Here is a 25,211-nt window from a genome sequence, read left to right as displayed (position 1 = left end):
GTGACACCGAGGTGCGGTCAGAGACCGGCGACCAGGCCGGTGACCGGGGCCGTGTTGAGGCCGGTGACACCCTCGACGGTGCCGACGACGGTGTCCACCAGGCCGGAAACCGGGGCGATGCCGTTGACGGCGCCGGTCACGGTGGAGAGGGCGTTCACGGACAGGCCGCCGGAAACGTTGTCCAGCTCGGCGTCCGAGATCTCGACGGTCTCGACACGGGGGGTGGAGTTCATGATGGAACTTCCCTTCGTATGGGTCTTCACAAGGGGGGAGCGGCCCCCTCTGGGGACAGATGACGGCCGCGGCCGCGAGGAGTTCCAGACCTTCCGGCCGCCGTCTCCGGCAGCCCTGGGGCGGTTCCTGCGATGCGATGGATCAAAGCACGCACGCCGCGCCCGATTCCACTTACTCAGGGCTCTCACCAGCGAGTTCGGCGCACTGTGAGGTTCATTCGTGCAGGGGTGCGCACGCCGTGAACGGTTCTCCTTCACATTCCCCCCGCCGTCGTCGCGCCGTCTCCACTACCGCCGGTAACGCGAATCCGGCACACCACTCCAAAGGCACGTCCGGGACACCCGCGCCGGTGCGCGAACCTCGCGGTCCGTGCCCTGCCCGGGTGCGGGATGTGCAGATTCCCTGAAGTAGGGATTCCGGTATCGGTGTTGGACGCAGGGCGACTTTCCCGTGACGCGGGGTGATGGAGGTGTCGGTGTGTCAGACGGGGCGCGGTCGTGGCTGATTCCCCATCCCCGCAACGAAGTTGGCAATCGGGATTGAACGCGCCGGGCGTGCCGCCCGTACCTGTAGCCAGCCGGCACCCCCCTACGAACTGCCCGACAGCGGCAGACCCCCGTACCCAGGAGGTCGAGAAGTTGAGTCACAAGCGCATGCCCAAGAGGAAGGCCGCTATAGCGGTGGGCGGTGTCGCGGCGCTCGGAGCGGCGGCCCTGCTGCTGCCCAACGCCCACGCGTCCCAGGACAAGGACACGGCCACGGCGGGCACCGCGAGGACCCTCAAGGCCACCGACGCGACCACGCTCGCCGCCCAGTTGAAGCAGTCCCTCGGTGGCCAGTTCGCCGGCTCCTACTACGACAGCGCCAAGCAGCAGCTCGTCGTCAACGCGGTCGGTGACGGTGCCGCCGTCGCACGTGCGAAGAGTGCGGGCGCCGTCGTACGGCAGGTGGAGAACAGCACCGCCGACCTCCAGTCCGCCGCGAAGACGCTGCGGACCAAGGCGGCCATCCCCGGTACCGCCTGGGCCGTCGACCCGCGCACCAACAAGGTGATCGTCAGCGCCGACTCCACGGTGACCGGCGCCAAGTGGGACCGGCTGGAGTCCACCGTCGACGGTCTCGGCTCCGGCACGGCCACGCTGAAGAAGACCGGCGGCACCTTCAAGACCTTCGTCTCCGGCGGCGACGCGATCTTCTCCCAGGTGCAGGGCGGCGGCGTCCGCTGCTCCCTCGGCTTCAACGTCACCGCCTCCGACGGCAGCCCCGCCTTCCTGACCGCCGGTCACTGCGGCGTCGCGGCCAAGGAGTGGTCCGACTCGCAGACCGGGCAGCCCATCGCCACCGTCGACCAGGCCACCTTCCCCGGCGAGGGCGACTTCTCCCTCGTCAAGTACGACGACCCGGCGACCGAGGCGCCCAGCGAGGTCAACGCGGGCAACGGCCAGGTCGTGGCGATCACCCAGGCCGCCGAGGCCACCGTCGGCTCCACCGTGTTCCGCATGGGCTCCACCACCGGACTGCACGACGGCCAGGTCACCGGCCTCGACGCCACCGTCAACTTCCAGAGCGAGACCGACCCGGGCGGCGTCGACACCGTCACCGGTCTCATCCAGACCGACGTGTGCGCCGAGCCCGGCGACAGCGGCGGCTCGCTGTTCACCCAGGAGGGCGCGGCGATCGGCCTGACCTCCGGCGGCAGCGGCGACTGCACCAGCGGCGGTGAGACCTTCTTCCAGCCGGTCACCGCCGCCCTCGCGGCCACGGGCGCCACCCTTGGCGACGCGGGCGCGGGTGCCGGTGCCGGTGACGACCAGGCGGGTGCGGGCGACCAGGCGGGCGCCGGGGACCAGGCCGGTGCGGGCGACCAGGCCGGTGCCGGTGACCAGGCGGGCGGCGACCAGATCGGCGGCGCGGACGACCAGGCGGGCGCGGGCGCCGACGACCAGGCCGGCGCGGGTGCCGCTCAGGAGAAGGGCACCAAGTACCACCACCGCAACGGTCAGCGGGACGGAACCTCCTCCAACTGACCCATTGGGTCCGGCCCTTCGGCGGAAGGGCCGGACCCACTGCGCGCCAGGCGCTCAACTTCCGTCATCCGCCCGCAGCAACAGCACCGCCACGTCGTCCACCCGCTCCCGGCCGGCCGTGCCGTGCCGGACCAGCGCGTCCGCCAGCTCCTCCAGCGGACCGTCGCCCGCCTCGGAGAGCAGCGCCCCCAGGTCGATCAGCGCGTCCTCGATGTCCACACCGGGCGACTCCACGAGTCCGTCCGTATAAAGAGCGAGCACCGAGCCGGGCGCCAGCGTCACCTCCGTCGTCGGGTACGCCGCCTCCGAGTCGATGCCGAGCAGCGGGCCCCCGGCCAGGTCCAGCACCCGCACCCGCCCGTCCGGACGCCTGAGCAACGGCGGCGGATGGCCCGCCCGCGCCATGACGGCCCGGCCGTGCGCGGGGTCGAGGCGGAGGTAGAGACAACTGGCGAACAGCTCGGTGCCGAGGTCGATCAGCAGCCGGTTGATGCTGCCCATCACCTCGCCCGGCGCCTGCCCCACCGCGCTGTACGCCCGGACGCCGGTCCGGATCTGGCCCATCAGCGCCGCCGCCTTCACGTTGTGCCCCTGCACGTCGCCGATCACGGCGGACGCCTGCGGCCGGGTCGGCACCAGGTCGTAGAAGTCGCCGCCGATCTCCATCCCCCGCGTCGCCGGGAGATAGCGGGCGGCCGCCTCGATGCCGGGCGGCGGGGACAGCGAGCGCGGCAGCAGCGCCTCCTGGAGCCCGTGCGCCAGCCGGTGCTTGGCGTCGTACAGCATCGTCCGCTCCAGCGCCTGGGCGATCAGCCCGCCGAGGCTGGTCAGCACCGCCCGCTCCTCGGCGGGGAAGAGGTGCGGCTCCGGGTACGCCAGCACACACGTCCCCACCCGGCGCCCGGACGCGACCAGCGGCAGGAAGGCCCATGCCGCGAAGCCGTCGCGGGACTCGCGCCGGACGGGGTACAGCCGCTCCAACTGCTCCCTCGACTCGAAGAACGCGGGCACTCCACTGCTCAACGCCTGCGTGCCCGGGGTCCGTTCGCTCAGCGCCAGTCCGTCGAACCACCCGGCGACCCGCTCGTCCGGATAGCCGCGGTGCCCGAGCACCCGCATCCGCCCCTCCTCGGCGGCGAGCAGCATCAGCGCGTGACTGCCGACCGCCGGACACACCTCGTCCGCGACCAGTTGGACCAGATCGTCCACCGCCACCGCCTCGGTCAGCGCCCCCGTCAGGCTCAGCAGCCGCGAGATCGTCACCAGCCGGTGCGGCCGCGCCCCGGCCGGCACGTCCGTGCGCTCGGTCAGCACCCGGACCCGGGTGATGCGCACGCTCACCCCGGTACTGCCCGGGTAGAGCCGGAAGGACAGCCAGTGGCCGGGCGGCCGCAGCGCCACGAACGAGGTCGGGCGCCGGCTGATCAGTGCGGCCCGGTAACGGTCCTCGTACAGCGGGTCCTTGAGCCACGGCACCGACATCCAGGGCAGCGTGCCGAGGAGTTCGGCGGCGGGACGGCCGAGGAGTTCGGCGGCCGCCGCGTTGACGTGGCCGATCCGGCCCTCCAGGTCGAGCGACACCAGCCCGTACGGCAGCCGGGCCACCATCCGTGCCGCCTCCACCGGACCCAGCGTGTCCACGACGGCCGCGTCCGGTGTCGCCACCAGATCGGGCTCGGGACCCAGCGGCAGATTCTCGGCCGACGCCCGCGCCAGCACCCGGGTCAGCCGCTCGCACCCCGCCGCCAGCAGCGTCCGCTCCCGCTCGGTCAGCTCGGGGCCGTGCCCGGCCGGCCAGGTCACGAACACCGAGCCGAGCACGGCGTCGTCCGTCGCCAGCGGCAGCGCCGCCAGCGCGAACGGGTAGGGCAGCACCACCGCGATGCGCGGAAAGCGGCGCGCCATCTCCTCGCCGCCGCCGACCCACACCGGCCGCCGCTGCCGCACCGCCTGCGCGACCGGGATCGGCGCGCTCACCCCGACCCGCTCCCACGGCGCGGCGAACGCCCTCGGCAGGCCCGCCATCACCGCCATCTCCAGCACCGGCACGTCCGGCCGGAGCAGGTAGACCGCGCCCGAGTGCGCGCCCACGTCCTCCATCATCGCGGCCAGGGCGACCGAGAGCGGCGCTCCCCCCGCCCCCGGGAGTTCCCGCGCGGGGTCAGGCGTGTCGGACACGCCGACCACCTCCTCGTACGGCCCTCGCGCCCCGGCCTGCGGACGAGTCCCACTTCTGGGGATACGCCGAGTACCCCCTCCCGACACCGCTCATGCCGGGCGGCGGAAAAGGTTGATACCCGCACCCACGAGGCTTTCGGGTCGATCGCGCGGTAGGGAAAAACCGCGCGCGGTCGGTGCACAGGGGCTGCGCCGCGCTCCCGCACGCGCTGTAATGGCCAACGTGGCGAGTGAGGGTGCTGCGGTGCGCAGGACGGGAGCCGGGCGTGCCGAGCACGTCCTCGCCACACTCATGGCCGCGCCCGCCTCCTCCGACCGGCTCCGCCGTGTCCTGGAACAGGCGCTCGTCCTCGCCGGAGCCTCGTTCGCCGGCGTGTACGCCCCTGGCGACGACCCCGCCGTGCTGTGCCTGGCCGAGTCCGCCGGTCTGCCCGGCTCGCTGTACGGCCTGCGCGACGGCTACCCCGCCGACGGCAGCACACCGGTCGCCGAGGCCCACCGCACCGGCCGCCCCCTCTGGCTCGGCCCGGGCGATGTGGCCGACCGCGCCGAGGGCCGCCGTACCCCCGCCCCGGACTTCTCCCTCGCCGCCCTGCCGCTCGCCGGGCCGGGCGGCGGCTCCCTGCTCGCGGTGGCGGAACGTCCCGAGGGGTTCGACGCCGGGGAAAGAGCCGTACTGGAACTGATCGTCCGCGCCGTCGCCGTCCCCGAGCCCGGCCCCGCAGACTCCCGCGAACCGGCCGCCGACGCCTTCAGCCTCGCCATGGACACCGGCCGGGTGGAGGTCGGCGACGAGATCCTGCGGCTCTTCGGCATAGGGCGCGACGAGTTCGACGGCAAGGTGGAGACGCTGCTCGGGCTCACCGTGCCCGAGGATCTGCCCGCGCTGATGTCCGTCGTGGAACCCGACCACATGTCGCTGGACGAGCGCGAGCTGGAGTTCCGCGTCCGCCAGCCGTCCGGGGTACCGCGCTGGCTCCGGCTGCGTGGAAGTCCGCTGCCCGCCGGGGAGGGGCGGCCCGCCCGGCTGGTCGGTACCGTCGCGGACGCCACCAAGCTGCGCTCCGACGTCACCGACGTGGCCCGCGTCCAGCGCCTCGCCGCCGACCTCGCCACCGCCGGCACCGTCAAGGACGTGGGGCACGCCGTCGTCGACGCCCTGCGCAAGCCCCTGCGCGCCGACCGCATCGCCCTGGCCGAACTGGAGAACGACCGGCTCGTCGTCACCGTCCTCGACCCGCCCGAACCCGAGGCGTGGCCCGAGCTCTGGCGGACCGAATGGCGCGGCGAGTGGCCCGACGCCCCCGTACGCGCCATGCCCGCCCTCGCCGCCGCGCTGCGTGACGGCCGTGCCCACGTCTGGCCCGCCGGCTCAGCCCTGGAGCCCGGCCTCGCCGGGGTCGGCCCCGGCGGCCTCGCCGTGCTGCCGCTGCCCGCGGGCGGCCGGATGGCCGGGGCCTGCCTGATCGGCTGGGACCGCCCGCACGAGTTCGCCCCCGACGAACGCGCCCTGCTCACCGCCTGCGCCGCCCTCGCCGGACAGGCCCTGCGCCGCGCCCACGCCTTCGACGCCGAGCACGAACTCGTCGGCATGCTCCAGCGCACCCTGCTGCCCCACCGGCTGCCCCGGCTGCCCGGCGCCAAGGCGGTGGCCCGCTATCTGCCCGCCACCGAAGGCCTGGAGGTCGGCGGCGACTGGTACGACGTGATTCCGCTCGCCGACAACCACGTGGCCTTCGTCATCGGCGACGTCCAGGGCCACAACGCGGGCGCCGCCACCCTCATGGGCCAGATGCGCACCGCCCTGCGCGCCTACGCCGCCGAGGGCCACCCGCCCGACGTGGTCGCCGCACACGCCAACCGGCTGCTCCTCGACATGGAGACCGACCTCTTCGCCACCTGCGTCTACGTCGACATCGACATGGAACAGGGCACCGCCCTCTGCGTACGCGCCGGGCACCCGCAGCCGGTGCTGCGCCACCCGGACGGCAGTACGGAGATCGTGCAGGCCGAGGGCGGACCGCCGCTCGGGGTGCTCACCCGGGCGGAGTACCCGATGACCCCGCTGAAACTGAGGCCCGGTACGGTCCTCGCGCTCACCACCGACGGCCTGGTCGAGTCGTCCGGCACCGACCTCGACACCGGGATGGACCGGCTCGCCCGCGACCTCGCCGCCGCCGACCCCGCCCACCTCGGCCAGACCGCCGACGCCCTGCTCGCGGGCGCCCACCGGGGCGACGACGTTGCGCTGCTGCTGGTCCGCTACGACGGCATGGCCGTGCGCCCGCGCCGCGAGAGCTGGAGCGTGTGGCGGGTCCCGGAGGCGGTACGGCACGCCCGGCGCTTCGTCCGCCGCACCCTGCGCGCCTGGGAGCTGCCGAGGGACACCGCCGACACCGCCCTGCTCGTGGTGTCCGAGCTGGTCACCAACGCCCTCGTGCACACCGAGGGGCAGGTACGGCTCGACCTCAGCCTGGTCGGCCACCGGCTGCGCATCGCGGTCACCGACTCCTCGCCGCGCGGACCCCTCAAGCCGACCAGCGTCGGCTGGGAGGCCACCGGCGGCCGGGGCATCCTGCTGGTCGAGGCGGTCTCCCACGCGTGGGGGACCGTTCCGGTCAGCGGCGGCAAGCAGGTGTGGGCGGAGCTGGTGACGGACGAGGCGTGAGGGACGGGTGGGGGATGCGAGACCTTGACGACGCGGGCGACGACGCTCGGAGACGGGCCCCGGCGGACGGCGCGGACGGCGGCCCCGAGTGGCGGGTTCGCCCGGCGTGCCTAGGGTCGGTTGGTGTGGCACACACCTTCGAAGAACTGGTCCAGAAGCAGCGCGCGGCCGCCGCGGCACACGCCATGGTGGACGAACTGCGGGACACCTACGGGCCCCCGGCCGAGCGGGCGATGACCGGCGCGCAGTCCGGGACGTACGAAACCGCTCTGCGCGCCTGGCGCGACCTGGCCCGCGATGTGCAGACCGCGCTCAACGAGTACGCCCGCGACACCGGGCGGGCCCGCGCCGAGGTCGAGGCCGAGGTGGAACGGGCGGCGGCCGCCGGGGACTGACCGGACGGCGGCGACGGAAAGGCCCGGCACCCGCGCGGGTGCCGGGCCGACCCGGCGTGCTCAGGCGTGGGTCTTGGCCAGCAGTTCGAGGATCTCCGCCGTCGTACCGCTCTCACCGAGGCGGGGGAAGATCCGCTCGACGCTGTTGGTGTGCGCTTCCGCGTCGGCGTCCGCCATGGCGTCGGTGGCCAGGGTGACGTGGTAGCCGGCCGCGTACGCGTCACGGGCGGTGGACTCCACGCCGATGCTGGTGGCGATGCCGGTGAGCACGATCTGCGTGACGCCCCGGCGGCGGAGCTGCACCTCCAGGTCGGTGCCGAACAGGGCGCTCCAGTTGTGCTTGGTGACCAGGACGTCACCGGCGTGCCCGGTCAGCTCGTCCACGATCACGTCCCAGCCCTCGGGGAAGGACAGGCCGCGCGCCTGGCGCTCGGTGCGGCCGGGCACCGCGTCCGCGCCGTCGGCGGCGAAGGAGACCCGGACCAGCACGACGGGCAGGTCACGGGCGCGGAAGGCGTCGGCCAGCTCGGCACTGCGGGCCACCACGTCGGCGGCGCTGTGCGGCTGGACGGGCATCGCCGTGATGCCGGCCTGGAGGTCGATCACGACGAGGGCGGTACGGGGGTCGAGCGTGGTGACGGACATGCGTCGGCCTTTCGGAAAGGGTGGGGGGTCGGGGGAGGGCACGGTGTTCAGGGGCGGGACAGCCGCTCCAGCAGCTCCAGCGCGGTCAGCACCGTCTCCCGCTCCTCCTCGGTGAACCGGTCCTGGAAGGCGCGGGCCAGCCACTCCTCGCGCAGTTGCCGGTTGCCCTCCACGCGGGCGCGGCCCGCCTCGGTGAGGGTGACGAGCTGACGGCGGCCGTCGTCCGGGTCGGGGGCGCGGCGGATGAGTCCGTGGCTGTCCAGGGCGGCGAGCGTGGCGGCCATGGACTGCGGACGTACGCCCTCCGCCGCCGCGAGCGCGCTGGCCGTGGCCGCGCCGTGCTTGCCGACCAGGGAGAGTGCGGACTCCTGCGGGGGCGTGAGATCGGCGTCCCGCGCCACCTCACGGATACGGCGCCGCAGCCGGCTGAACACCACCCGCAGCTCGCGTGCCGCGCGGGCGGCCGAACCGGAGATGTGGACCATGCCCGCCACCGTAGGGAGGATCAGCCCAGCCTGTCCAGTTCGGACTGTTCAGTTTTACCTGTCCATTGAGCTTCCCTACGCTGGAGACGTGCGCCTTCTCCTGATGTCCGACACCCACCTGCCGAAGCGGGCCAAGCGGCTCCCGGACCGCCTGCTCGCCGAACTCCCGTACGCGGACGCGGTGTTCCACGCCGGAGACTGGGTGGACACCGCCACCCTCGACCTGCTGGAGTCCGAGAGCCGCCGCCTGATCGGCGTGTACGGCAACAACGACGGCCCCGGCCTGCGCGCCCGGCTTCCCGAAGTGGCGTACGCCGAGCTGGGCGGCCTGCGCTTCGGCGTGGTCCACGAGACCGGCCCGACCCGAGGCCGCGAGGCCCGCTGCGCCGCCCGGTTCCCCGATCTGGACGTGCTGGTCTTCGGGCACAGCCACATCCCCTGGGACACCACCGCCCCCGGTGGCCTCCGCCTGCTCAACCCCGGCTCCCCGACCGACCGCCGGCGCCAGCCGCACGCCACGTACATGACCGCCACCGTGTCGGACGGCGCCCTGACCGACGTCACCACGCACACCCTGCCGTAGGGGGTGTCTCGCCCACCGCTTCGGCGCGCGGGATCGGGGTACTGCTGGTCTGCTGGAGCGAGGGCCCGCACGGGCTCCCGCGACGTTCTCCGGAGAGGCGTATGAGTACCTATCGAGTGGCGCAGGTGACGGAACCCGGCGGCAGCTTCGAGCTGGTCGAACGAGAGGTGCGGCAGCCGGGGCCCGGCCATGTGCGGATCGCCGTGGAGGCGTGCGGGATCTGCCACAGCGACGCCATGTTCGTCGAGGGCGGACTGCCCGGCCTCTCCTTCCCCGAGGTCGCCGGGCACGAGATCGCCGGGCGGATCGCGGAGCTGGGGGAGGGCACGGCGGAGCGGGACTGGAAGGTCGGGGACCGGGTCGCGGTCGGCTGGTTCGGTGGGAGCTGCGGCTGGTGCAAGCCGTGCCGCGAGGGTGACTTCATCACCTGCGTCCGCCTCCAGGTGCCCGGCTGGGCCTACGACGGCGGCTTCGCCGAGCAGGTGATCGTCCCCGTCGACGCGCTCGCCCGTATCCCCGAGGGTCTCGACGCCGCCGACGCCGGGCCCATGGCCTGCGCGGGCGTCACCACCTTCAACGCCCTGCGGCACACCGACGCCCGGCCCGGCGGGGATCTGGTCGCCGTCGTCGGGGTCGGCGGGCTCGGGCATCTCGGGGTGCAGTACGCGGCCGCGATGGGCTTCGAGACCGTCGCCATCGCGCGTGGCGCCGAGAAGGAGGACTTCGCGCGGGAACTGGGCGCGCACCACTACATCGACAGCACCGCGGGCAAGCCGGTGGCGGAGGCCCTCCAGGCGCTCGGCGGTGCCAAGGTGGTGTTGGCCACCGCCGGGAACTCCGACGCCATGTCGGCCACCGTGGACGGCCTCGCCCCGCGCGGCCAGCTCGTCGTCATCGGTGCCACCATGGAGCCGCTGGACATCAGCCCGGTCCAGCTCCTGATGGCCGGACGCGAGGTCAAGGGCCACCCCTCCGGCACCTCCCAGGACGTGCAGGACACCATGGAGTTCAGCGTCCTGCACGGCATCCGCCCGATGAGCGAGTCCGTGCCGCTGGACGACGTCGACTCCGCCTTCCGGAAGATGCTCGCCGGCAAGGCCCGCTTCCGGATGGTCCTGACCACCTGACCCGCTCAGCGGTGCCCGCGCGGCAGCCGCGGCCGCACCGCCCGCAGCACCGACAGCGCCAGCCGGACCGGCCGGGGCAGCGCGGAGCGCCGGGAGCCCGGTGGCGGGCCCATCCCGAGCCGAGCCGAGAAGGTCCAGGTCAGCCGGGAGCTGACCTGGACCCGCGCGAGCCTCGCGCCTACTCGTCCCATGCCTGGATGAGGATCTGGTCGGAGATCCGGCCGTCGCGCAGGGTGACCATCGACTCGGCGTAGACCTTGTTGCCGTTGGGGTACTGGCACGACTCGGTGAACGCCGCGTGGTCGCCGTCGATGACGCACTGGTCGAGCCGGTGGATCATCTCGCGGCTGTAGATGTCGGCGAGCATCTCCTCGATCTCACCCCGGCCGCGCAGCACCTTGGGGTGGCTCGGCTGGTCGGCGTGGTCGATGACGCGGATCTGCGCGTCGTCCTCGTACAGCGCGAGCAGGCCGTCTCCGGAGTCCGCTTCGATGGCCTCGCGCAGTGCCTCCGTGGTGAAGGCGGAGTCTTGTCTGCTGCCCATGATGACCTCCTTCGTACGCCCGCGGCCCGGCGGGCGGCGGACCGCGGGGGCCCACATCCGAGACTCCTCCGCCCCGGCGGACACGGCAAACGCAACAGACGCAGGTCCGCCTGTCGGGTGAGCGACGGCCCCCGCCCGTGTCCGGCACGGGGGTACGGGCGTTGCTCAAGGCATGATCTCAACACGACGCATCGTCGCCGCCGTCGGTCTGGCCGTCGGTGTCACGGGCTTTGTCGCACCCCTGGCCGACGCGGCCGACGCGAGCGCTCCTGCCAACGGGCAGATCAACCCGATGACCATGCTGGACGACGTCGCCCTCAGCGAGCTTCCCCCCGAGGCCCAGAGCCAGGTCCCGCGCGCCGGCGAGCAGTTGCGCGGCCTGAACCAGGTGAGCGAGCTGAACCGGCTGAACGAACTGCACCAGCTCACCGACCTCGCCGCCCCCGTCACCGGGCTGCTCCCCGGCCTCTAGGCCCGGCCGGCGCCAGATCTGAACAGCCGTACCCCTGAGGGCCGTCCACGACCGGGCGGCCCTCGCCCGTGCCGGGAAACCCGCTGGTCCACGCCCTTGTGGAGCCCTCCCGACGGCCCCCGGTGGCGTAGGGTCGGGACGATAGGAACACCGACGGAAAGGGGCCTGACCATGGCGCAGGAAGTACGCGGCGTCGTCGCACCGGGGAAGGACGAGCCGGTACGGATCGAGACGATCGTGATCCCCGATCCGGGCCCCGGCGAGGCCGTCGTGGACATCCAGGCGTGCGGGGTCTGCCACACCGATCTGCACTACAAGCAGGGCGGTATCTCCGACGACTACCCCTTCCTGCTCGGCCACGAGGCCGCCGGCGTCGTGGAGTCGGTGGGTGAGGGCGTCACCGACGTGGCGCCCGGTGACTTCGTGATCCTCAACTGGCGTGCGGTGTGCGGCAATTGTCGCGCCTGTCTGCGCGGCCGCCCCTGGTACTGCTTCAACACCCACAACGCGAAGCAGAAGATGACCCTCGCCTCCACCGGCCAGGAGCTCACCCCCGCGCTCGGTATCGGCGCCTTCGCCGAGAAGACGCTCGTCGCGGCCGGCCAGTGCACCAAGGTCGACCCCGAGGTCTCCCCGGCCGTCGCCGGACTGCTCGGCTGCGGTGTGATGGCCGGCATCGGCGCTGCCATCAACACCGGCAATGTCAGCCGGGGCGACTCCGTCGCCGTCATCGGCTGCGGCGGCGTCGGGGACGCGGCCATCGCCGGGTCCGCGCTGGCCGGGGCCGTGAAGATCATCGCCGTCGACATCGACGACCGCAAGCTGGAGAAGGCGCGCACGCTGGGCGCCACCCACACGGTCAACTCCAAGAAGACCGACCCGGTCGAGGCGATCCGCGAACTCACCGGCGGCTTCGGTGCCGACGTGGTGATCGACGCGGTCGGCCGCCCGGAGACCTACCAGCAGGCTTTCTACGCCCGCGACCTGGCCGGCACCGTCGTCCTGGTCGGCGTGCCCACCCCGGAGATGAAGCTCGAACTGCCCCTGCTGGACGTGTTCGGCCGCGGCGGCTCCCTCAAGTCCTCCTGGTACGGGGACTGTCTGCCCTCGCGGGACTTCCCGATGCTGATCGATCTGCACCTCCAGGGGCGCCTGCCGCTGGACGCGTTCGTCACCGAGACCATCCAACTGGACCAGGTGGAGCAGGCGTTCGAGCGGATGCACCACGGCGACGTGCTGCGATCGGTGGTGGAGTTCTGATGACCGCCCGTATCGAACGCCTCGTCACCTCCGGCCAGTTCACCCTCGACGGGGGGACCTGGGACGTCGACAACAACGTGTGGATCGTCGGTGACGACCACGAGGCCGTCGTCATCGACCCCGCGCACGACGCCGAGGCCGTCCTCGCGGCCGTGGGCGACCGCCGGCTCACCGCGATCGTCTGCACCCACGCGCACAACGATCATGTGAACGCCGCCCCCGCGCTCGCCGACCGCACCGGCGCCACCATCTGGCTCCACCCGGACGACCTGCCGCTCTGGCGGCTCACCCACCCCGACCGCGAGCCCGACGAGCACCTGGTCGACGGCCAGGTGCTGGAGGCCGCCGGAGCCGACCTGACCGTGCTGCACACGCCCGGCCACGCCCCCGGCGCCGTCTGCCTCTACGACCCCGGTCTCGGCGCGGTCTTCAGCGGCGACACCCTCTTCCAGGGCGGCCCCGGAGCCACCGGGCGGTCGTACTCGCACTTCCCGACGATCATCGACTCGATCCGCGACCGGCTGCTCACCCTCCCCCCGGAGACCAAGGTGCTCACCGGCCACGGCGACCCCACGACGATCGGCGAGGAGTCGGGCCACCTCCAGGAGTGGATCGAGCGGGGTCACTGATCCGCGCGACCCGATAGGGGACCACCGCGACCGAACAGCCTCTGTCGCGGTGGTCCGCCCTGCCCTACCGTCGGCCCATGACCGATCTCACCCATCGCTTCACGGGCCACGGAGCCCTCGTCACGGGCGCGGGCCGGGGCATCGGCGCGGCCGTCGCCCGGCGCCTCGCCCAGGAGGGCGCCCAGGTCCTGGTCACCGACCAGGACGCGCCCGAGGCCGAGCGCACCGCCGCCTCGCTGCGCCAACAGGGGCTCACCGCCGAGGCGTTGGTGTGCGACGTGGCCGACCGGGCCTCGGTGGAGGCGGCCGTCGCCCGCGCCGTCGACGCCTTCGGCTCGCTCGACGTGCTGGTGAACTGCGCCGCCCACTGCTCACCGGACGCGGGCCCGAAGTTCGAGGACGACCCGGACGAGTCCTGGGCCCGTGACCTCGACATCACCCTGGGCGGCGTCCGCCGCTGCTGCCAGGCCGCGCTTCCCCACCTCGCCGCCTCCGGACGCGGTGCCATCGTGAGCATCGGCTCGGTCAACGGCCTGATGGACTTCGGCAACCACGCCTACAGCGCCGCCAAGGCCGGCCTCGGCTCCCTCACCCGCACCCTCGCCGGGCGCTCGGCCGCCCGCGGGGTCCGGGTCAACCTGGTCGCGCCGGGCACCGTGCGCACCTCCGCCTGGGAGGGCCGCGACGACGACCTGGACGCGGTACGCGACTGCTACCCGCTCGGCCGGGTCGGGGAGCCCGAGGACATCGCGGCGGCCGTCGCCTTCCTCGCCTCCCGCGACGCCGCCTGGATCACCGGCACCACCCTCGTCGTCGACGGCGGCCTGACCTCGGTGCACACCGGGTTCCGGGCCGCGATGGACGGGAGCCGTGGCGGGCCGGGGTAAAGTTCACCGTTTCGTCACAGCATGCCGGAAACGCAACCATCCGGCCGATGAGCCGGTCTAGTAGGCCGAAAGCCCCAGGAACCACCGGGGCCGAGAACCCGGGGGACGTCCCTGGGACCCGCAGGGGAGAAGGGATGGGGCCGACCATGGGCGACATACGCAGACGGGGAGCCGTCGCACTCGGGGTCGGCGCGCTCATCGCGCCGCTCACGCTCGCCGTCACCGCCACTCCGGCCCAGGCCGCGAGCTGCACCACCAAGGCGGGCCCGTACCAGAAGCAGGTCGAGCGGTTCCTCGGCCGCAAGGTGGACGGCAAGCAGTCCTCGGGGGACTGCTCGGCCATCCGCAGCTTCCAGAACAAGCACGGCATCACCCCCAACATCGGCTACGCCGGACCCGTCACCTGGGGTGTGATGGACCTCATGAACCGGCAGAAGGCCGTGGGCAAGAACCCCAACAAGGACGGCAAGTGTCCGGTGAACAAGGGCCGCATCGCCTGCGTGAACCTCACCCTCCAGCTCAGTTGGGTCCAGGACGGCAAGAAGCTGGTCTACGGCCCCGTCCCGGTGCGCACCGGCCGCGACAAGTACGAGACCCGCACCGGCCTGAAGAAGGTCTACTGGCGTGACATCGACCACGTCTCCAACCTCTACGACGTGCCGATGCCCTACAGCCAGTTCTTCGACGGCGGGCAGGCGTTCCACTCCGTGGGTCTCAGCATGTGGAACCCGCCGGGCTCCCACGGCTGCGTGAACATGACCACGAAGGACGCGAAGAAGTACTGGTCGCTGCTGAAGAACGGCGACGACGTCTTCGTCTACGGCCGCAAGCCCGGCACCTGAGCACGGCCCGCGGGTGGACGGGCGGTTCGGCCCGACTGGGCTGACGGGGCCGAACTCGCCCTTCCGCACGGCTTCTTGACGTGATGAGCAACACGGTCCGAAATGCCCGAATCGCACGCACTTATTCACGGTGCCTTCACGGGGACCGGCATATGCTTCACATCATGTCCACCACTGCTGAAGCCTCCTGCGGGCGCTCGGCCGCGGAGGTCAACGAGGAGATCCGGGCCCTGTGGCGCCGGTCGGGTGGCATCCTGACCAGCGAGCAGCGCGCGGAGTACCAGCGCCTCGTGTTGGAGTGGGCCGCCGCGGCCCCCACGCCGCGCCGCCCGGTCTGACCGGACCCCGCAGAGCCACCGTCGAACCGCCCAGAGGGCACCCGTGACCGGGTGCCCTCGTTTGCCGTGCCTCTCCGGCGCCGGGGTCAGCCCCAGGTCGCCGAGTAGTACCGCTGGTACGCCTTGCGGTCCTGCTCGGCGCGGATGTACCGGGTGGCGACCAGCGCGATCACACTGCCCGCGATCACCAGCAGTCCGGGGCCCACGTTGCGGGTGTCGGTGAGGCGGGCCAGCAGCGTCTCCCCGTCCACGCCGGTCACCGGAGCCGAGGAGCCGGGGCGGGCCGCGCTCGGCGTCATCCCGCTCTGGCCGGCCTCGGCCGCGGGGGTGGGGGTGGCGCTCTGGGCGCCGGGGGGCGGGGTGGCGGTGATGAGCTTGACGTTCAGCGCGGTGAGCGCCTTGGTCACCGGCTGGAAGAAGGTCGTACCGCCGGTGGTGCAGTCGCCGTTGCCGCCCGAGGTGACGCCGAGGGCGACACCCTCGGAGAACATCGGGCCGCCGCTGTCGCCGGGTTCGGCGCACACATTGGTCTCGATCAGGCCGGTGACGGTGCCCTCGGGGTAGTTCACGGTCGCGTTGAGCGCGGTCACCTGGCCGTCGTGCAGCCCGCTGGTGCTCCCGCTGCGGAACACCCGCTGGCCCACGGCCGCGTCGCCCGCGCCGGTGATGCGTACGCCCTTGCCGCCGCCGACCGCGACCACGTCGGCGCCCTGGCCGGCCTTGTCCGTGTCGTACTGGACCAGGGAGAAGTCGCCGCCGGGGAAGCTGCTGTTGACCGTCGCGCCGAGCTGCCGGGTGCCCTGGCCGTCCGCGAACCAGATGGAGCCGGTCGGCCCGCAGTGCCCGGCCGTGAGGATGAAGTCCCGTTGGCCGTCGGTCACGTTGAACCCGGCCGAGCAGCGGCCGCCGGTCGAGAGGATCGGCTGGGCGCCGTTGAGGCGGGTGGTGAACCTGCCCTCGGTCCGCTGCATGGTGACGAAGTCGCCTATGCGCGAGGCGACCTGAGTCATCTTCGTCCAGTCGCCGGACGACACCGTGCGGTCCCCGCTCACCACGATCCGGTTGCTGCGGTAGTCCACCGCCCACGCGGTGCCCGGCACCCGGGGCGCCGAACGCAGCGCGCTGGTGGCCGACTTCAGCTCGTTCATGCTGTGCCCGACGACCTTCGCCCGCGCTCCCGCCGCGCGCACCTCGGCGGCCGCCCGCTCGTCGGTCACGGCGACGACCGGACGGCCCTGGGCGTCCACCCAGTTGCCCGCAGAGCGGGCCGTGCCGAGCTGCTCGGCGAGCGTCGCGCCCTTGGTCCCGGCCGTACCGGCCGCGCTGAACGTGGTGGCCGGCGGGGCCGGGGTCTCGCTCGCCATGGCCGCCTGCGCGACCATTCCTCCTCCCAGGAGGAGTCCGCCGACCGCCGCCAGCCGTGTCACTCGCCGGACGACCCGCCGTCGTGCGTGCCTCATGCCAGACTCCCGAACCCCGAGCGCGCACCGCCCGTACCGGCGGCACGGGGCCCTCCGGTCGTGAGCGCCCCTACGTCAGTACGGGACCGGGGCCGGGAGCGTTCACCGGACGGCACGATTCCGCCCGGCCGGCGGGGTCAGTTCTTGCGGGCCACCCCGCCGAACATGGCGACCTCCTCCGGCTCGGTGTCGCCGGCGCCCTCGGGACGCCAGCGCGAGCAGGACACCACGCCCGGCTCCAGGAGCTCCAGGCCGTCGAAGAAGCGGGTCACGTCCTCGGGGGTGCGCTGGGTGAGCCTGGGGGTGCCGTGCTCGTTCCAGAACTTCACCGCCTCGTCCACGTCCGGCATGGAGGGGCTGGTGACGGTGTGCGACAGCACCAGGTAGCTCCCGGCCGGCAGCCGGTCCACCAACTGCCGCACCAGGCGGTACGGGTCCTCGTCGTCGCCGATGAAGATGACCACGCCGAGCAGCATGAGGGCCACCGGCTTGCTGAAGTCCAGCGTCTTCGCCGCGTGTTCGAAGATCGCGTCGATGTTGCGCAGATCCTCGTCGAGGTAGTCGGTACGGCCCTCGGGGGTGCTGGTGAGCAGGGCGCGGGCGTGGGTGAGGACCAGCGGGTCGTTGTCGACGTAGACGACCCGCGTCTCCGGGGCCAGGCTCTGCGCGACCTCGTGCGTGTTGTCGGCGGTGGGCAGACCGGTGCCGATGTCCAGGAACTGCCGTATGCCGACCTCGCCGACCAGATGACGCACCGCACGGCCCAGGAAGAGGCGGTCGTGGCGGGCGTACTCACCGATGCCGGGGTGCAGTTGGCGGATCTGGTCGCCGGCCGCGCGGTCGACCTCGTAGTTGTCCTTGCCGCCGAGCCAGTAGTTCCAGATCCGGGCGGTGTGCGGCTGGCCGGTGTTGATACGGGCGCGCAGCGACACGGCCACGTCGTTGGTGACGGCCGGGTTGTCGGTCACGGGGGTCAGCTCCTGGGGTGCCTGGTGCGGGAGGTACCGGTCAAGACGCAATCTAGACGCCGGAGTTGCTCCGCGCCGCAGGTCCGCGGCATTGGGGGTGTCCGCGCGGCCCGAGGCAGGCCCCCTCGTAGACTCGGGGCCATGGACGACGCGCTTGTGTCCCGGCTCGGCTCGGGCAAGTACCTGCTGGTCACCAGCTACCGCAAGGACGGCACCCCGGTGGCCACCCCGGTATGGGTCGTCCCCGACGGCGACGCCCTCGGCGTCTGGACCGCCGCCGACAGCTACAAGGTCAAGCGCATCCGCCGCCGCGCGGACGTCCTGGTGGGCCCCTGCGACATGCGAGGCCGCCCGACCGGCGCCCCGCACCCCGCCAAGGCCGAAATCACCGACCCCGCCACCACCGCCCGCTATCGCACCCTGATCGCCCGCAAGTACGGCCTCGCGGGCCGCCTGACGCTGCTGGGGAGCAAGCTGCGCCGGGGTGTCGAGGGCACGGTGGGGATTCGGGTGACGTTCCCGGCCTAGAGCCCGGTCAGGTCCACGCCCTGCATGCCTCGTCCAGCAACTGGAAGACCGGCTCGCCGCGTACCGGGTCCTCGGCCGTGGACAGGCGGACGCGGTCGCCGCTGTGGATGCCGATCAGGGGACCCATGACGCGGCCGCGTACGACGAAGCCCTCGGCGAGTTCGACGAGGGAGACGTTGCGGGCGGCGGGGGTGTTGCGGTGGACGGTGGTGGAGTGGCGGACCGTGCCGATTCCCTCGCTGCGCTCGGTGCGGAGGTCGCTGCCCTGGCAGACCGGACAGAGGAGCCGGTGGTACATCGCGGTGCCGCACCAGCCGCAGCGCTGGTACTCGATGGAGTCGGCGGGGCGCTCGGTGAGGAGGCTCGCCGAGCCTGCCACCGGCTGGGCCGTTCCGCTTGAGTGGTGGTACACGCTGGTCAACTCCCTGCACTGGGCCGGAATCCGCTCGTGCCCGATGCCGTGCCACCGTGCACGAGCGACAGCGTATGGCACTCAGTGTCACTCGTAAAGGCACTGCGTACCCTTATTTACCGGCTCTCGCCCTGTGCCGCCTCGAACTGCCGCACCACCTGCCACAGGGGAGCGTCCCGTCGGGCCACCAGGACCACCACGTCGTCGGGGCGCGGTGACTCGGGCGGGAAGGGGGAGGGCGCGGGCCGGGCCGGCGCGTCGGCGAACGCCGTCTGCACGCAGCCCAGCGCGTGGTCCACGGCCGCCTCCGCGTCGCCCTTGCCGTCCGAACGCAGCCACGAGCGCAGGGCGTTGTTGTGCGCGGCGACCACCGCGGCCGCGATCACGTCCGCCCGCAGCGTGCCGTCCGGCCGCCCCGCGAACCGGCCGCGCAGATAGGCGGCGAGCGCGCGCTCGTAGCGCCAGACGACCGACAGCTCGTACGCCCGCAGCCCCGGCACCCGGCGCGTCAGCCGGTAGCGCTGGACCGAGAACGCCGGGTTCTCCGCGTACATGCGCAGCACCAGCCGGGCCGCGTCGCACACCCGCCGCACCGGCTCCGCGTCACTCTCGCCCGCCGCGAGGAACGCGGTCATGTCGGCGAGGCAGCTCTCGTGGTCGGGGAAGACCACGTCCTCCTTGGAGGGGAAGTAGCGGAAGAACGACCGCCGTCCGACCTCCGCCAGCGCCACGATGTCGTCCACCGTGGTCTGCTCGTACCCGCGCTCCAGGAAGAGCTGGAAGGCGGCCGCCACCAGGGCGTCGCGCATCGGCGGCTTCGCGGGCGGCGCCGCACTGCTGGTGCTCATGGAGGGGAACGTAGCACTCGGGGGCGGGCCCTGGCACTGAGTGCAGCCGAAAGGGGCCGGCGAGGGAACCGAGTGCTCCACGCAGGCCCGGCGATCATCGTCCACCTCCTGCGACGTAACCTTTCTCCACCCTGTCGGCACCCGGCCCGTACGAGGAGATCCCGTATGCCCTCCGCCCGCCCCCGCCTGCTCTACGTCACCGACCTGGCGTACCCGGCCCGCGGGCGCCGCTACGGCGACGAGGACGTCTTCCTCACCTCCCGGCTGCGCGACCGCTTCGACCTCGCCCTGTGCCACCCGATGGACGCGGCCGCGCTGATGGACGGCTTCGACGCCGTCGTGGTCCGCAACAGCGGCCCGGTCCTGGGCTACCGCACCGAGTACGAGGCGTTCCGCGCCCGCGCGCTGGAGACCGGCACCCGGGTCTACAACCCGCTCACCGGCAAGGCCGACATGGCCGGCAAGGGGTATCTGCTCGACCTCACCGAGGCCGGGCTCCCGGTGATCCCGACCGTCGACCGCGCCGAGGACCTGCACCGGCTGCCCGCCGCCGACCGGTACGTGGTCAAGCCGACCTACGGCGCGGACTCCCTCGGGCTGCGCACCGTCCCGGCGAGCCGCGTCGCCGAAGCCCCGGTCGCGGACGGCTCGGTCCTGGTGCAGCCGCACATCGACTTCGTCCACGAGGTGTCCTTCTACTTCGTGGACGACGACTTCCAGTACGCCCTCTACGCCCCCGACCCCCGCAACCGCTGGGACCTGCAGCCCTACCGGGCGACCGCCGCCGACCTGGAGTTCGCGCGCGGCTTCATCGACTGGAACGCGCTCGGCCACGGCATCCAGCGCGTCGACGCCTGCCGCACCCTGGAGGGCGACCTGCTCCTGGTCGAGCTGGAGGACCTGAACCCCTATCTCTCCCTGGACGTCCTCCCCGAGGAGGAGCAGGAGGCGTTCGTGGGGACGCTCACCGCGTCCCTGAGCCGTTTCGTGCTGGCGGGCGCCCTGGCCCCGGCGTGACGGGGGCCTGCTGAACGGCGGCGCCCCGCGCTCCGTATCCCCCGGCGAGGGACGGAAGGAGAGCAGCGTGCCGACACCCCCCGATCCCGAACGCCCGCGCCCCGCACGGGTCGTGGAACCCGTACGCGTCCTGCGCGCCCGCCCCACCGACGCCCTCGCGGAGCTGATGCGCGAGCTGATGCCGGAACCGGGGGAGGGGGCGCGGACCAAGCCGCCCGCCGATGCCGAGGACGACACCGAGGAGCTGCCGCCGGTCCCGGCCGAGGACGCGGCACCCCCGAGGTCGCGTCGGCGGCGCTGGGCCGTCGCAGCGGCCCTGGCGGCGGCCGCCCTCGTCGGCTTCGGCTGCGCCCTCCTGCTCCCCGGCCGTCAGGAATCCACCGCGCGCCCCGCGCCGCCCCCCGTCCCGACCACCATGGCCCCCTCCGCCCCCTCGAAGGCGGACCCCGACGGCCCCGGCACGCTCCGCCAGGGCGACTCCGGCCCCGAGGTCACGGAGCTGCGCCGCCGCCTCCTCCGCATCCCCGACGTCTTCCACGACGGCTCCGCCACCGGCCCGTACGACGCCCGACTCGCCGCAGCCGTGGCCCGGTTCCAGCTCTGGTACGGCATCCGGGGCGACGAGACCGGCGTCTACGGCGACGACACCCGTCGCGACCTCGAGTCCCGCACCGGCTGAGCCCTCACTCCTCCGGCAGCCGGATGTCCACCACGCACACGTCGTCGCGGTGCTCGTCCACCAGCATCGAGGCGAGCAGCGAGTCCAGGCTGTCGCCGCCCTTGGTGCGGACCGTGTGGGCGAGCCGGGCGAAGCCCGCGTGGACGTCCTCGCCGGGGCGCTCCACCAGGCCGTCGGTGAACAGCAGCAGCCGGTCGCCGGGCTCCAGCCGGGCCTCGGCGGAGTCGTACACCGGGGTCGCGCTCGCGCCGAGCAGCATGCCGACGGGCCGGGTGAGGAAGCGGGCCGTGCCGCCGCGCACCAGCAACGGCGGCGGGTGCCCGGCCTGGGCCCAGGTCAGCACGCGCGTCGTGGGGTCGTAGCGGGCGAGGACCATGGTGGCGGTGGAGCGGCCGTCCCGTGAGTGCAGCAGCAGGGTGTTCAGCCGGGTCAACGCGCCGGTCAGTGACGAGCCGGTACCCACCATGCCCTTGGCGGTGAACCGGAGTTGGGCCATCGTGGCCACCGCCCCGATGCCGTGCCCGGCTACATCACCGACCACGAACAGCGCCGCGTCGTCGGAGAGTTCGATGGCGCTGAACCAGTCACCGCCGACCTGGATACCCGACTGGGCGGGCAGATAGGCGACTTCGACCCGCAGCCCGGCCAGCCGGACCGGCCCGGCCGGCAGCGGCAGCAGCGCGTGCTGCAACCGGTCGGCCAGCGCCCGCTCGGCCTGGAGCACCCCGCGCTGGAGCAGCATCGCCCGCTCGCTCTCGACCAGCGCGAGTTCCGCGCTGCGCTGGGCGGTGAGGTCCTGCACGAACCCGTGCACCTCGGCGGGGGTGCCGTCCGGCTCGGTCACCGCCTCCGCGACGATCCGCAGATGCCGCACCCCGTCCGGCGCGTCGGTACGGAAGGGCACGTCGAAGGGGCGGGCGTGGTGCACGAGTTCGGTGATCGCGGCCCGCAGCGGAGCCGCGTCCTGCGGCGCCACCAGCCCGGGCAGCTCCGCCAGCGGCACCGGGCCGCGCGCCGCGTTGAGACCGAGCACCGCGTACGTCTGTGCCGACCAGGAGATCTCACCGGTGACCAGGTTCCAGTTGGCCCAGCCCAGGTTGCCCAGCCGCTGCACGTCCCAGAGCCGCTGCTCCTGCCGGTCCACCGGGTCCAGCCGGAGCCAGGTCACCAGCAGCCCGTCGCCCAGCGGCGCCGCCCGCACGGAGTACGTGGCGGTCACCGGTACACCGTCCACCACGTCCTGGTAGGCGAACGGCGCGCTCTCGAAGGGCACACCCGTGGTGAGCGCCGTCAGATAGCCGTGCCACAACTGCTCGCCCGCGACGGTGGGATAGCTCTCGAGGATCTGCCGGCCGAGCATCTCGCGCCCGGTGTTGCCGAACACGTCGACCGCCTCCGGGCTCGCGGCCTCGATCCGGTAGTCCTCGACCGCCCCGGACGCGGCGCGCAGCGGACGCAGCAGGATCGCGGCACCCGGCAGCGCGTCGAGCACGGTCTGCACGTACGGGGTGATGCCGCCCGCGTCGCCCGCCCGGTCCGCGTCGAAGGCCCGCAGCCGCCCCGCGCACAACCGGGCCGCGCCCAGCAGCAGTTGACGTTCGCGGGGTTCGAACGATCCCTGCTGGGTGCGCAGTACGCCGAGCGCCACGCCCGAGCCGGGCCCGCCCGGCACCGGCAGCCAGGCCCGGGACAGCCACCGCTCCGGCGGGTCCCCGAGCAGGAACTGGCGCCGGTCCTCATCGAGGTTCTCCAGCCAGCGCGGCTCGCCCGTGCGCAGGCAGTCCAGCGGGGCGAGCCTGTTCACCTCGGGCATGTGGTGCCAGCGCCCGGCGAGGGCGGCGTCGATGCCCGCGTACCCGATGAGTTCGAGGCCGTCCCCGGGGAGGCGCTGGTACAGCAGGACGGCGTCGGCGGCCGCGTCCGGGCCCAGGTGGCGCAGCAGATACCCGGCCAGCTCCTGCGGCGAGCCGACCCGCACCAGAGCCCGGCCCAGGTCGGCGAGGACGTCCGCGAGGTCGCCGGGCACGGTCGGCGCGGGCTTACGGGAGGCGGACGCCGGCGCCGGCACACCGGCCGGGTCCGCGTCCGGCGCGGTCGACTTCGGGGGCTCCAGCGCGCCCAGGGTGAGCCAGCACTCCTCGATCAGGGTGCGGCGCCCGGCCTCGGCGCGGGCGAGCAGCTCCTCGTGAGCGGCGTCGGCGGACTGGCCGGTCAGGGCCATCAGCGCGCCCTTGGCGCGTTCCAGCACCGCCGAGGACGCGGTGAGGTCCCGCAGCCGCTCCATCTCGGCGCGCTGTCGGGCCACGACTTTGGCCAGCGCCGCGACATCGGCGCCGAAACCGGTCTCCACGGAAGGGGTGGGCTCGCTCGTCACGCGATGAGCATGGCACACCCCGGCCGTTCGCTCACTTGTCCGGCACAGCCGTTCCCATCAGGGGCGGCGGGCGTCGGACCGGGGGCGCGGAAGGCGGGGTCAGCGGCCGGTACCACGGGTGCCCAGCGCCTCGGATACGGCGCGGACACTGCGCGCGATGTGCTGGAGCTGGAGCAGCTCGGCGGCGTACAGCTTGATGGTGTGCTCGATGACCGACTCCGGCAGCCCGAGCATCGGCAGTTCCGCGCGGGCGGTCTGGAGCGCGGTGCGCGCCACCCGGATCTCCTGCTGCACCTGGAGCCCGGCGTGCCGGGCCAGCAGGACGGGGTGCCGGATCAGCGCCGGATAGCTGGCGTAGCGCGCCGGGATCAGTTCGCGCAGCCACTTGGCCGCCGAGCGTTCCCAGTCGTAGCTGCCCGGCCGCTTGACCTGGCAGGGCCAGTCGGGGCTGATGCGCGTGGTGGTGATCGGCATGCTCATCGCTTCCGGTGTGCCTCGTCGCCGGAGAGGGGGGTCCGACGGGTGGGGGCGGCCCTGGCCCGGGTGGGCCGGGCGGGGCCGCCACGGAATCCGTGAGCAGTATTTATATATGCCAACCGCTTTTCAAGACGTATGAAAACATTCATCCGTGCCGGTGCGGGAAGATCCGCCGCGGATCAGTCCCGCAGGAAGAACTGCTGCTGGTCGGCGACCTGCTCGTACTTCTCCAGGCGGGCCTGGGTGCGCTCGGGGTCGGCGTCGGTCATCGCCTGGAGCAGCGCGGCGGCCAGCAGACCGGGGGCGGCATAGGAGTCGAAGACCAGCCGGGAGCCGGTGCCGGTGGCGAAGGTGACGTCGGCCTCCTCCGCAAGCGGGCCCAGCGCGAGATCGGTGACGAGCGCGACCTTCAGCCCCGCCTCCCGCGCGACCCGCAGCGCGGCGAGCGTCTCCTGCGCGTGCCGGGGCATGGCGAACGCCAGCACCCAGGTGCCGCCCGCCTCACGGGACTGGAGCAGCGCGTCGCACGCCACGCTGCCGCCCCGCGTCACCAGCCGCACGTCGGGGTGGATGCGCCGGGCCGCGTAACCGAAGTACTCCGCCAGCGACCCCGAGATACGCAGCCCCAGCACCGTCAGCGGAGTGGAACGGGACAGCTCCCGGCCCACCCGGATCACCCGTTCGGGGTCCGCCAGATCGCGGCGCAGATGCTCCAGGTTCTGGATCTCCGCGTCCACGGCCGCCTGCAGCTCGTTCGCCCGGTCCTCCTCGCCCGGACCTGCCAGCGCGCCCAGCGCGATCGACTGGAGCCGCTCCCGCAGCGCCGGATACCCGCTGAAGCCCACGGCGGCCGCGAACCGGGTCACCGAGGGCTGGCTGACCCCGGCCCGGTCGGCCAGCTCGGTGATGGACAGGAACGCGGCCTCGGTGAGGTGTTCGATCAGGTACTGCGCCACCCGGCGCTGCCCGGGGGAGAGCCGGGGCCCGTCGAAGAGCGCCCGGAGCTGGGAGGTCGGCGCGGCCTCGGCACCCGTGGCGGGGCCGCCCGAGGTGATCGCTGATGCCTGGGCGCGCGCCTGCTGCGGCGAGTGCGCCGGACCGTCGACTTTGTCTCCCACGACGCATCAACATAGC

Annotated in this window: 27 protein-coding genes; 14 read left to right on the top strand and 13 right to left on the bottom strand. The window is 73.1% G+C overall.

The window, feature by feature from the left end; all coding sequences use genetic code 11:
- Positions 1 to 17: 17 nt before the first annotated feature.
- Positions 18 to 233, bottom strand: coding sequence for a hypothetical protein (locus OG448_RS01885; RefSeq protein WP_031179346.1), 216 nt, complete (start codon positions 231 to 233; stop codon positions 18 to 20).
- Positions 234 to 887: 654 nt separating this feature from the next.
- Here OG448_RS01885 and OG448_RS01880 point away from each other — a divergent pair.
- The gene (locus tag OG448_RS01880; RefSeq protein ID WP_405551005.1) at positions 888 to 2,261 is read left to right on the top strand and encodes a S1 family peptidase; all 1,374 of its coding nucleotides are present in this window, start codon (positions 888 to 890) and stop codon (positions 2,259 to 2,261) included.
- Between the two features lie 54 nt (positions 2,262 to 2,315).
- On the opposite strand, the gene OG448_RS01875 is transcribed toward OG448_RS01880, so the two are convergent.
- On the bottom strand, positions 2,316 to 4,448 hold the full coding sequence (locus tag OG448_RS01875; protein ID WP_405551004.1) for a SpoIIE family protein phosphatase: 2,133 nt from the start codon (positions 4,446 to 4,448) through the stop codon (positions 2,316 to 2,318).
- Between the two features lie 205 nt (positions 4,449 to 4,653).
- Here OG448_RS01875 and OG448_RS01870 point away from each other — a divergent pair, with 205 nt between their 5' ends.
- Together OG448_RS01870 and OG448_RS01865 are read left to right on the top strand one after the other, a co-directional pair.
- Complete coding sequence (locus tag OG448_RS01870; RefSeq protein WP_405551001.1) at positions 4,654 to 7,107, top strand: SpoIIE family protein phosphatase; 2,454 nt, start codon at positions 4,654 to 4,656, stop codon at positions 7,105 to 7,107.
- Between the two features lie 125 nt (positions 7,108 to 7,232).
- A complete protein-coding gene (locus tag OG448_RS01865) occupies positions 7,233 to 7,502 on the top strand; it encodes a hypothetical protein (RefSeq protein ID WP_350902480.1) in 270 nt (89 codons plus the stop codon).
- 60 nt (positions 7,503 to 7,562) lie between these two features.
- On the opposite strand, the gene OG448_RS01860 is transcribed toward OG448_RS01865, so the two are convergent.
- Both OG448_RS01860 and OG448_RS01855 read right to left on the bottom strand, forming a co-directional pair.
- Positions 7,563 to 8,147: a hydrolase gene (locus OG448_RS01860; RefSeq protein WP_391295989.1), complete on the bottom strand. Its 585-nt coding sequence runs from the start codon at positions 8,145 to 8,147 to the stop codon at positions 7,563 to 7,565.
- A gap of 47 nt (positions 8,148 to 8,194) precedes the next feature.
- On the bottom strand, positions 8,195 to 8,632 hold the full coding sequence (locus OG448_RS01855) for a MarR family transcriptional regulator (protein WP_391295991.1): 438 nt from the start codon (positions 8,630 to 8,632) through the stop codon (positions 8,195 to 8,197).
- A gap of 88 nt (positions 8,633 to 8,720) precedes the next feature.
- Here OG448_RS01855 and OG448_RS01850 point away from each other — a divergent pair, with 88 nt between their 5' ends.
- Together OG448_RS01850 and OG448_RS01845 are read left to right on the top strand one after the other, a co-directional pair.
- Positions 8,721 to 9,215 (top strand): metallophosphoesterase family protein, encoded by a 495-nt coding sequence (locus tag OG448_RS01850; RefSeq protein ID WP_405550997.1) that lies wholly within the window; start codon positions 8,721 to 8,723, stop codon positions 9,213 to 9,215.
- Between the two features lie 101 nt (positions 9,216 to 9,316).
- Complete coding sequence (locus OG448_RS01845; protein WP_405550995.1) at positions 9,317 to 10,342, top strand: alcohol dehydrogenase; 1,026 nt, start codon at positions 9,317 to 9,319, stop codon at positions 10,340 to 10,342.
- A 5-nt stretch (positions 10,343 to 10,347) separates the two neighbouring features.
- Here OG448_RS01845 and OG448_RS01840 read toward each other — a convergent pair whose 3' ends face one another.
- Together OG448_RS01840 and OG448_RS01835 are read right to left on the bottom strand one after the other, a co-directional pair.
- Positions 10,348 to 10,533, bottom strand: a complete 186-nt coding sequence (locus OG448_RS01840; RefSeq protein WP_405550993.1) for a hypothetical protein — start codon at positions 10,531 to 10,533, stop codon at positions 10,348 to 10,350.
- Complete coding sequence (locus tag OG448_RS01835; protein WP_030805073.1) at positions 10,521 to 10,886, bottom strand: nuclear transport factor 2 family protein; 366 nt, start codon at positions 10,884 to 10,886, stop codon at positions 10,521 to 10,523. Before OG448_RS01835 ends, OG448_RS01840 begins: the two co-directional genes overlap by 13 nt.
- A 172-nt stretch (positions 10,887 to 11,058) precedes the next feature.
- Here OG448_RS01835 and OG448_RS01830 point away from each other — a divergent pair, with 172 nt between their 5' ends.
- From OG448_RS01830 to OG448_RS01805, 6 genes are all read left to right on the top strand, one after another.
- Positions 11,059 to 11,358 carry a hypothetical protein gene (locus OG448_RS01830; protein WP_405550991.1) on the top strand — a complete coding sequence of 100 codons (300 nt, stop codon included), beginning with the start codon at positions 11,059 to 11,061 and terminating at the stop codon, positions 11,356 to 11,358.
- A 171-nt stretch (positions 11,359 to 11,529) separates the two neighbouring features.
- The gene (locus OG448_RS01825; protein WP_405550988.1) at positions 11,530 to 12,618 is read left to right on the top strand and encodes an S-(hydroxymethyl)mycothiol dehydrogenase; all 1,089 of its coding nucleotides are present in this window, start codon (positions 11,530 to 11,532) and stop codon (positions 12,616 to 12,618) included.
- Entirely contained in the window at positions 12,618 to 13,247 is a 630-nt protein-coding gene (locus OG448_RS01820) for an MBL fold metallo-hydrolase (RefSeq protein WP_405550986.1), read from the top strand. Before OG448_RS01825 ends, OG448_RS01820 begins: the two co-directional genes overlap by 1 nt.
- A 77-nt stretch (positions 13,248 to 13,324) precedes the next feature.
- Positions 13,325 to 14,134, top strand: coding sequence for an SDR family NAD(P)-dependent oxidoreductase (locus tag OG448_RS01815; RefSeq protein ID WP_405550984.1), 810 nt, complete (start codon positions 13,325 to 13,327; stop codon positions 14,132 to 14,134).
- 146 nt (positions 14,135 to 14,280) lie between these two features.
- Positions 14,281 to 14,976, top strand: coding sequence for a L,D-transpeptidase family protein (locus OG448_RS01810; protein ID WP_405550981.1), 696 nt, complete (start codon positions 14,281 to 14,283; stop codon positions 14,974 to 14,976).
- Positions 14,977 to 15,128: 152 nt separating this feature from the next.
- A complete protein-coding gene (locus OG448_RS01805; protein ID WP_405550979.1) occupies positions 15,129 to 15,314 on the top strand; it encodes a hypothetical protein in 186 nt (61 codons plus the stop codon).
- A gap of 86 nt (positions 15,315 to 15,400) precedes the next feature.
- Here OG448_RS01805 and OG448_RS01800 read toward each other — a convergent pair whose 3' ends face one another.
- Both OG448_RS01800 and OG448_RS01795 read right to left on the bottom strand, forming a co-directional pair.
- Entirely contained in the window at positions 15,401 to 16,774 is a 1,374-nt protein-coding gene (locus OG448_RS01800) for a S1 family peptidase (protein WP_405550976.1), read from the bottom strand.
- Between the two features lie 137 nt (positions 16,775 to 16,911).
- Entirely contained in the window at positions 16,912 to 17,742 is an 831-nt protein-coding gene (locus OG448_RS01795; protein WP_405550974.1) for an SAM-dependent methyltransferase, read from the bottom strand.
- 141 nt (positions 17,743 to 17,883) lie between these two features.
- Between OG448_RS01795 and OG448_RS01790 the strand changes: the two genes are divergently transcribed.
- Entirely contained in the window at positions 17,884 to 18,270 is a 387-nt protein-coding gene (locus OG448_RS01790) for a PPOX class F420-dependent oxidoreductase (protein ID WP_405550972.1), read from the top strand.
- 7 nt (positions 18,271 to 18,277) lie between these two features.
- Here the strand turns inward: OG448_RS01790 and OG448_RS01785 are convergent, their stop codons facing one another.
- Entirely contained in the window at positions 18,278 to 18,682 is a 405-nt protein-coding gene (locus OG448_RS01785; protein ID WP_405550971.1) for a Zn-ribbon domain-containing OB-fold protein, read from the bottom strand.
- 116 nt (positions 18,683 to 18,798) lie between these two features.
- Positions 18,799 to 19,530 carry a TetR family transcriptional regulator gene (locus tag OG448_RS01780; protein ID WP_405550970.1) on the bottom strand — a complete coding sequence of 244 codons (732 nt, stop codon included), beginning with the start codon at positions 19,528 to 19,530 and terminating at the stop codon, positions 18,799 to 18,801.
- Between the two features lie 165 nt (positions 19,531 to 19,695).
- On the opposite strand from OG448_RS01780, the gene OG448_RS01775 reads away from it, so the two are divergent.
- Together OG448_RS01775 and OG448_RS01770 are read left to right on the top strand one after the other, a co-directional pair.
- Entirely contained in the window at positions 19,696 to 20,547 is an 852-nt protein-coding gene (locus tag OG448_RS01775; RefSeq protein ID WP_405550968.1) for a hypothetical protein, read from the top strand.
- 67 nt (positions 20,548 to 20,614) lie between these two features.
- Positions 20,615 to 21,226 carry a peptidoglycan-binding protein gene (locus OG448_RS01770; protein WP_405550966.1) on the top strand — a complete coding sequence of 204 codons (612 nt, stop codon included), beginning with the start codon at positions 20,615 to 20,617 and terminating at the stop codon, positions 21,224 to 21,226.
- Positions 21,227 to 21,230: 4 nt separating this feature from the next.
- Here OG448_RS01770 and OG448_RS01765 read toward each other — a convergent pair whose 3' ends face one another.
- The 3 genes from OG448_RS01765 to OG448_RS01755 form a co-directional block, all read right to left on the bottom strand.
- On the bottom strand, positions 21,231 to 23,600 hold the full coding sequence (locus OG448_RS01765; protein ID WP_405550964.1) for a SpoIIE family protein phosphatase: 2,370 nt from the start codon (positions 23,598 to 23,600) through the stop codon (positions 21,231 to 21,233).
- Positions 23,601 to 23,699: 99 nt separating this feature from the next.
- Complete coding sequence (locus OG448_RS01760; protein ID WP_405550963.1) at positions 23,700 to 24,080, bottom strand: hypothetical protein; 381 nt, start codon at positions 24,078 to 24,080, stop codon at positions 23,700 to 23,702.
- Between the two features lie 176 nt (positions 24,081 to 24,256).
- On the bottom strand, positions 24,257 to 25,195 hold the full coding sequence (locus OG448_RS01755) for a MurR/RpiR family transcriptional regulator (protein ID WP_405550962.1): 939 nt from the start codon (positions 25,193 to 25,195) through the stop codon (positions 24,257 to 24,259).
- Positions 25,196 to 25,211 lie beyond the last annotated feature (16 nt).

Origin of the sequence: Streptomyces sp. NBC_01171 (assembly GCF_045039805.1) — a bacterium.
Classification (GTDB): domain Bacteria; phylum Actinomycetota; class Actinomycetes; order Streptomycetales; family Streptomycetaceae; genus Streptomyces.
The sequence above is the reverse complement of the archived record's forward strand: the minus strand, read 5'-3'. Positions and strand labels throughout refer to the sequence as shown.

Bases quoted from the DNA above. Each gene is read 5' to 3' on its own strand.
- OG448_RS01885 (WP_031179346.1), bottom strand. From the start codon at position 233: ATGAACTCCACCCCCCGTGTCGAGACCGTCGAGATCTCGGACGCCGAG.
- OG448_RS01880 (WP_405551005.1), top strand. From the start codon at position 888: ATGCCCAAGAGGAAGGCCGCTATAGCGGTGGGCGGTGTCGCGGCGCTC.
- OG448_RS01870 (WP_405551001.1), top strand. From the start codon at position 4,654: ATGGCCAACGTGGCGAGTGAGGGTGCTGCGGTGCGCAGGACGGGAGCC.
- OG448_RS01860 (WP_391295989.1), bottom strand. From the start codon at position 8,147: ATGTCCGTCACCACGCTCGACCCCCGTACCGCCCTCGTCGTGATCGAC.
- OG448_RS01855 (WP_391295991.1), bottom strand. From the start codon at position 8,632: ATGGTCCACATCTCCGGTTCGGCCGCCCGCGCGGCACGCGAGCTGCGG.
- OG448_RS01845 (WP_405550995.1), top strand. From the start codon at position 9,317: ATGAGTACCTATCGAGTGGCGCAGGTGACGGAACCCGGCGGCAGCTTC.
- OG448_RS01840 (WP_405550993.1), bottom strand. From the start codon at position 10,533: ATGGGACGAGTAGGCGCGAGGCTCGCGCGGGTCCAGGTCAGCTCCCGG.
- OG448_RS01835 (WP_030805073.1), bottom strand. From the start codon at position 10,886: ATGGGCAGCAGACAAGACTCCGCCTTCACCACGGAGGCACTGCGCGAG.
- OG448_RS01830 (WP_405550991.1), top strand. From the start codon at position 11,059: ATGATCTCAACACGACGCATCGTCGCCGCCGTCGGTCTGGCCGTCGGT.
- OG448_RS01825 (WP_405550988.1), top strand. From the start codon at position 11,530: ATGGCGCAGGAAGTACGCGGCGTCGTCGCACCGGGGAAGGACGAGCCG.
- OG448_RS01820 (WP_405550986.1), top strand. From the start codon at position 12,618: ATGACCGCCCGTATCGAACGCCTCGTCACCTCCGGCCAGTTCACCCTC.
- OG448_RS01815 (WP_405550984.1), top strand. From the start codon at position 13,325: ATGACCGATCTCACCCATCGCTTCACGGGCCACGGAGCCCTCGTCACG.
- OG448_RS01810 (WP_405550981.1), top strand. From the start codon at position 14,281: ATGGGCGACATACGCAGACGGGGAGCCGTCGCACTCGGGGTCGGCGCG.
- OG448_RS01805 (WP_405550979.1), top strand. From the start codon at position 15,129: ATGCTTCACATCATGTCCACCACTGCTGAAGCCTCCTGCGGGCGCTCG.
- OG448_RS01800 (WP_405550976.1), bottom strand. From the start codon at position 16,774: ATGAGGCACGCACGACGGCGGGTCGTCCGGCGAGTGACACGGCTGGCG.
- OG448_RS01790 (WP_405550972.1), top strand. From the start codon at position 17,884: ATGGACGACGCGCTTGTGTCCCGGCTCGGCTCGGGCAAGTACCTGCTG.
- OG448_RS01780 (WP_405550970.1), bottom strand. From the start codon at position 19,530: ATGAGCACCAGCAGTGCGGCGCCGCCCGCGAAGCCGCCGATGCGCGAC.
- OG448_RS01775 (WP_405550968.1), top strand. From the start codon at position 19,696: ATGCCCTCCGCCCGCCCCCGCCTGCTCTACGTCACCGACCTGGCGTAC.
- OG448_RS01760 (WP_405550963.1), bottom strand. From the start codon at position 24,080: ATGAGCATGCCGATCACCACCACGCGCATCAGCCCCGACTGGCCCTGC.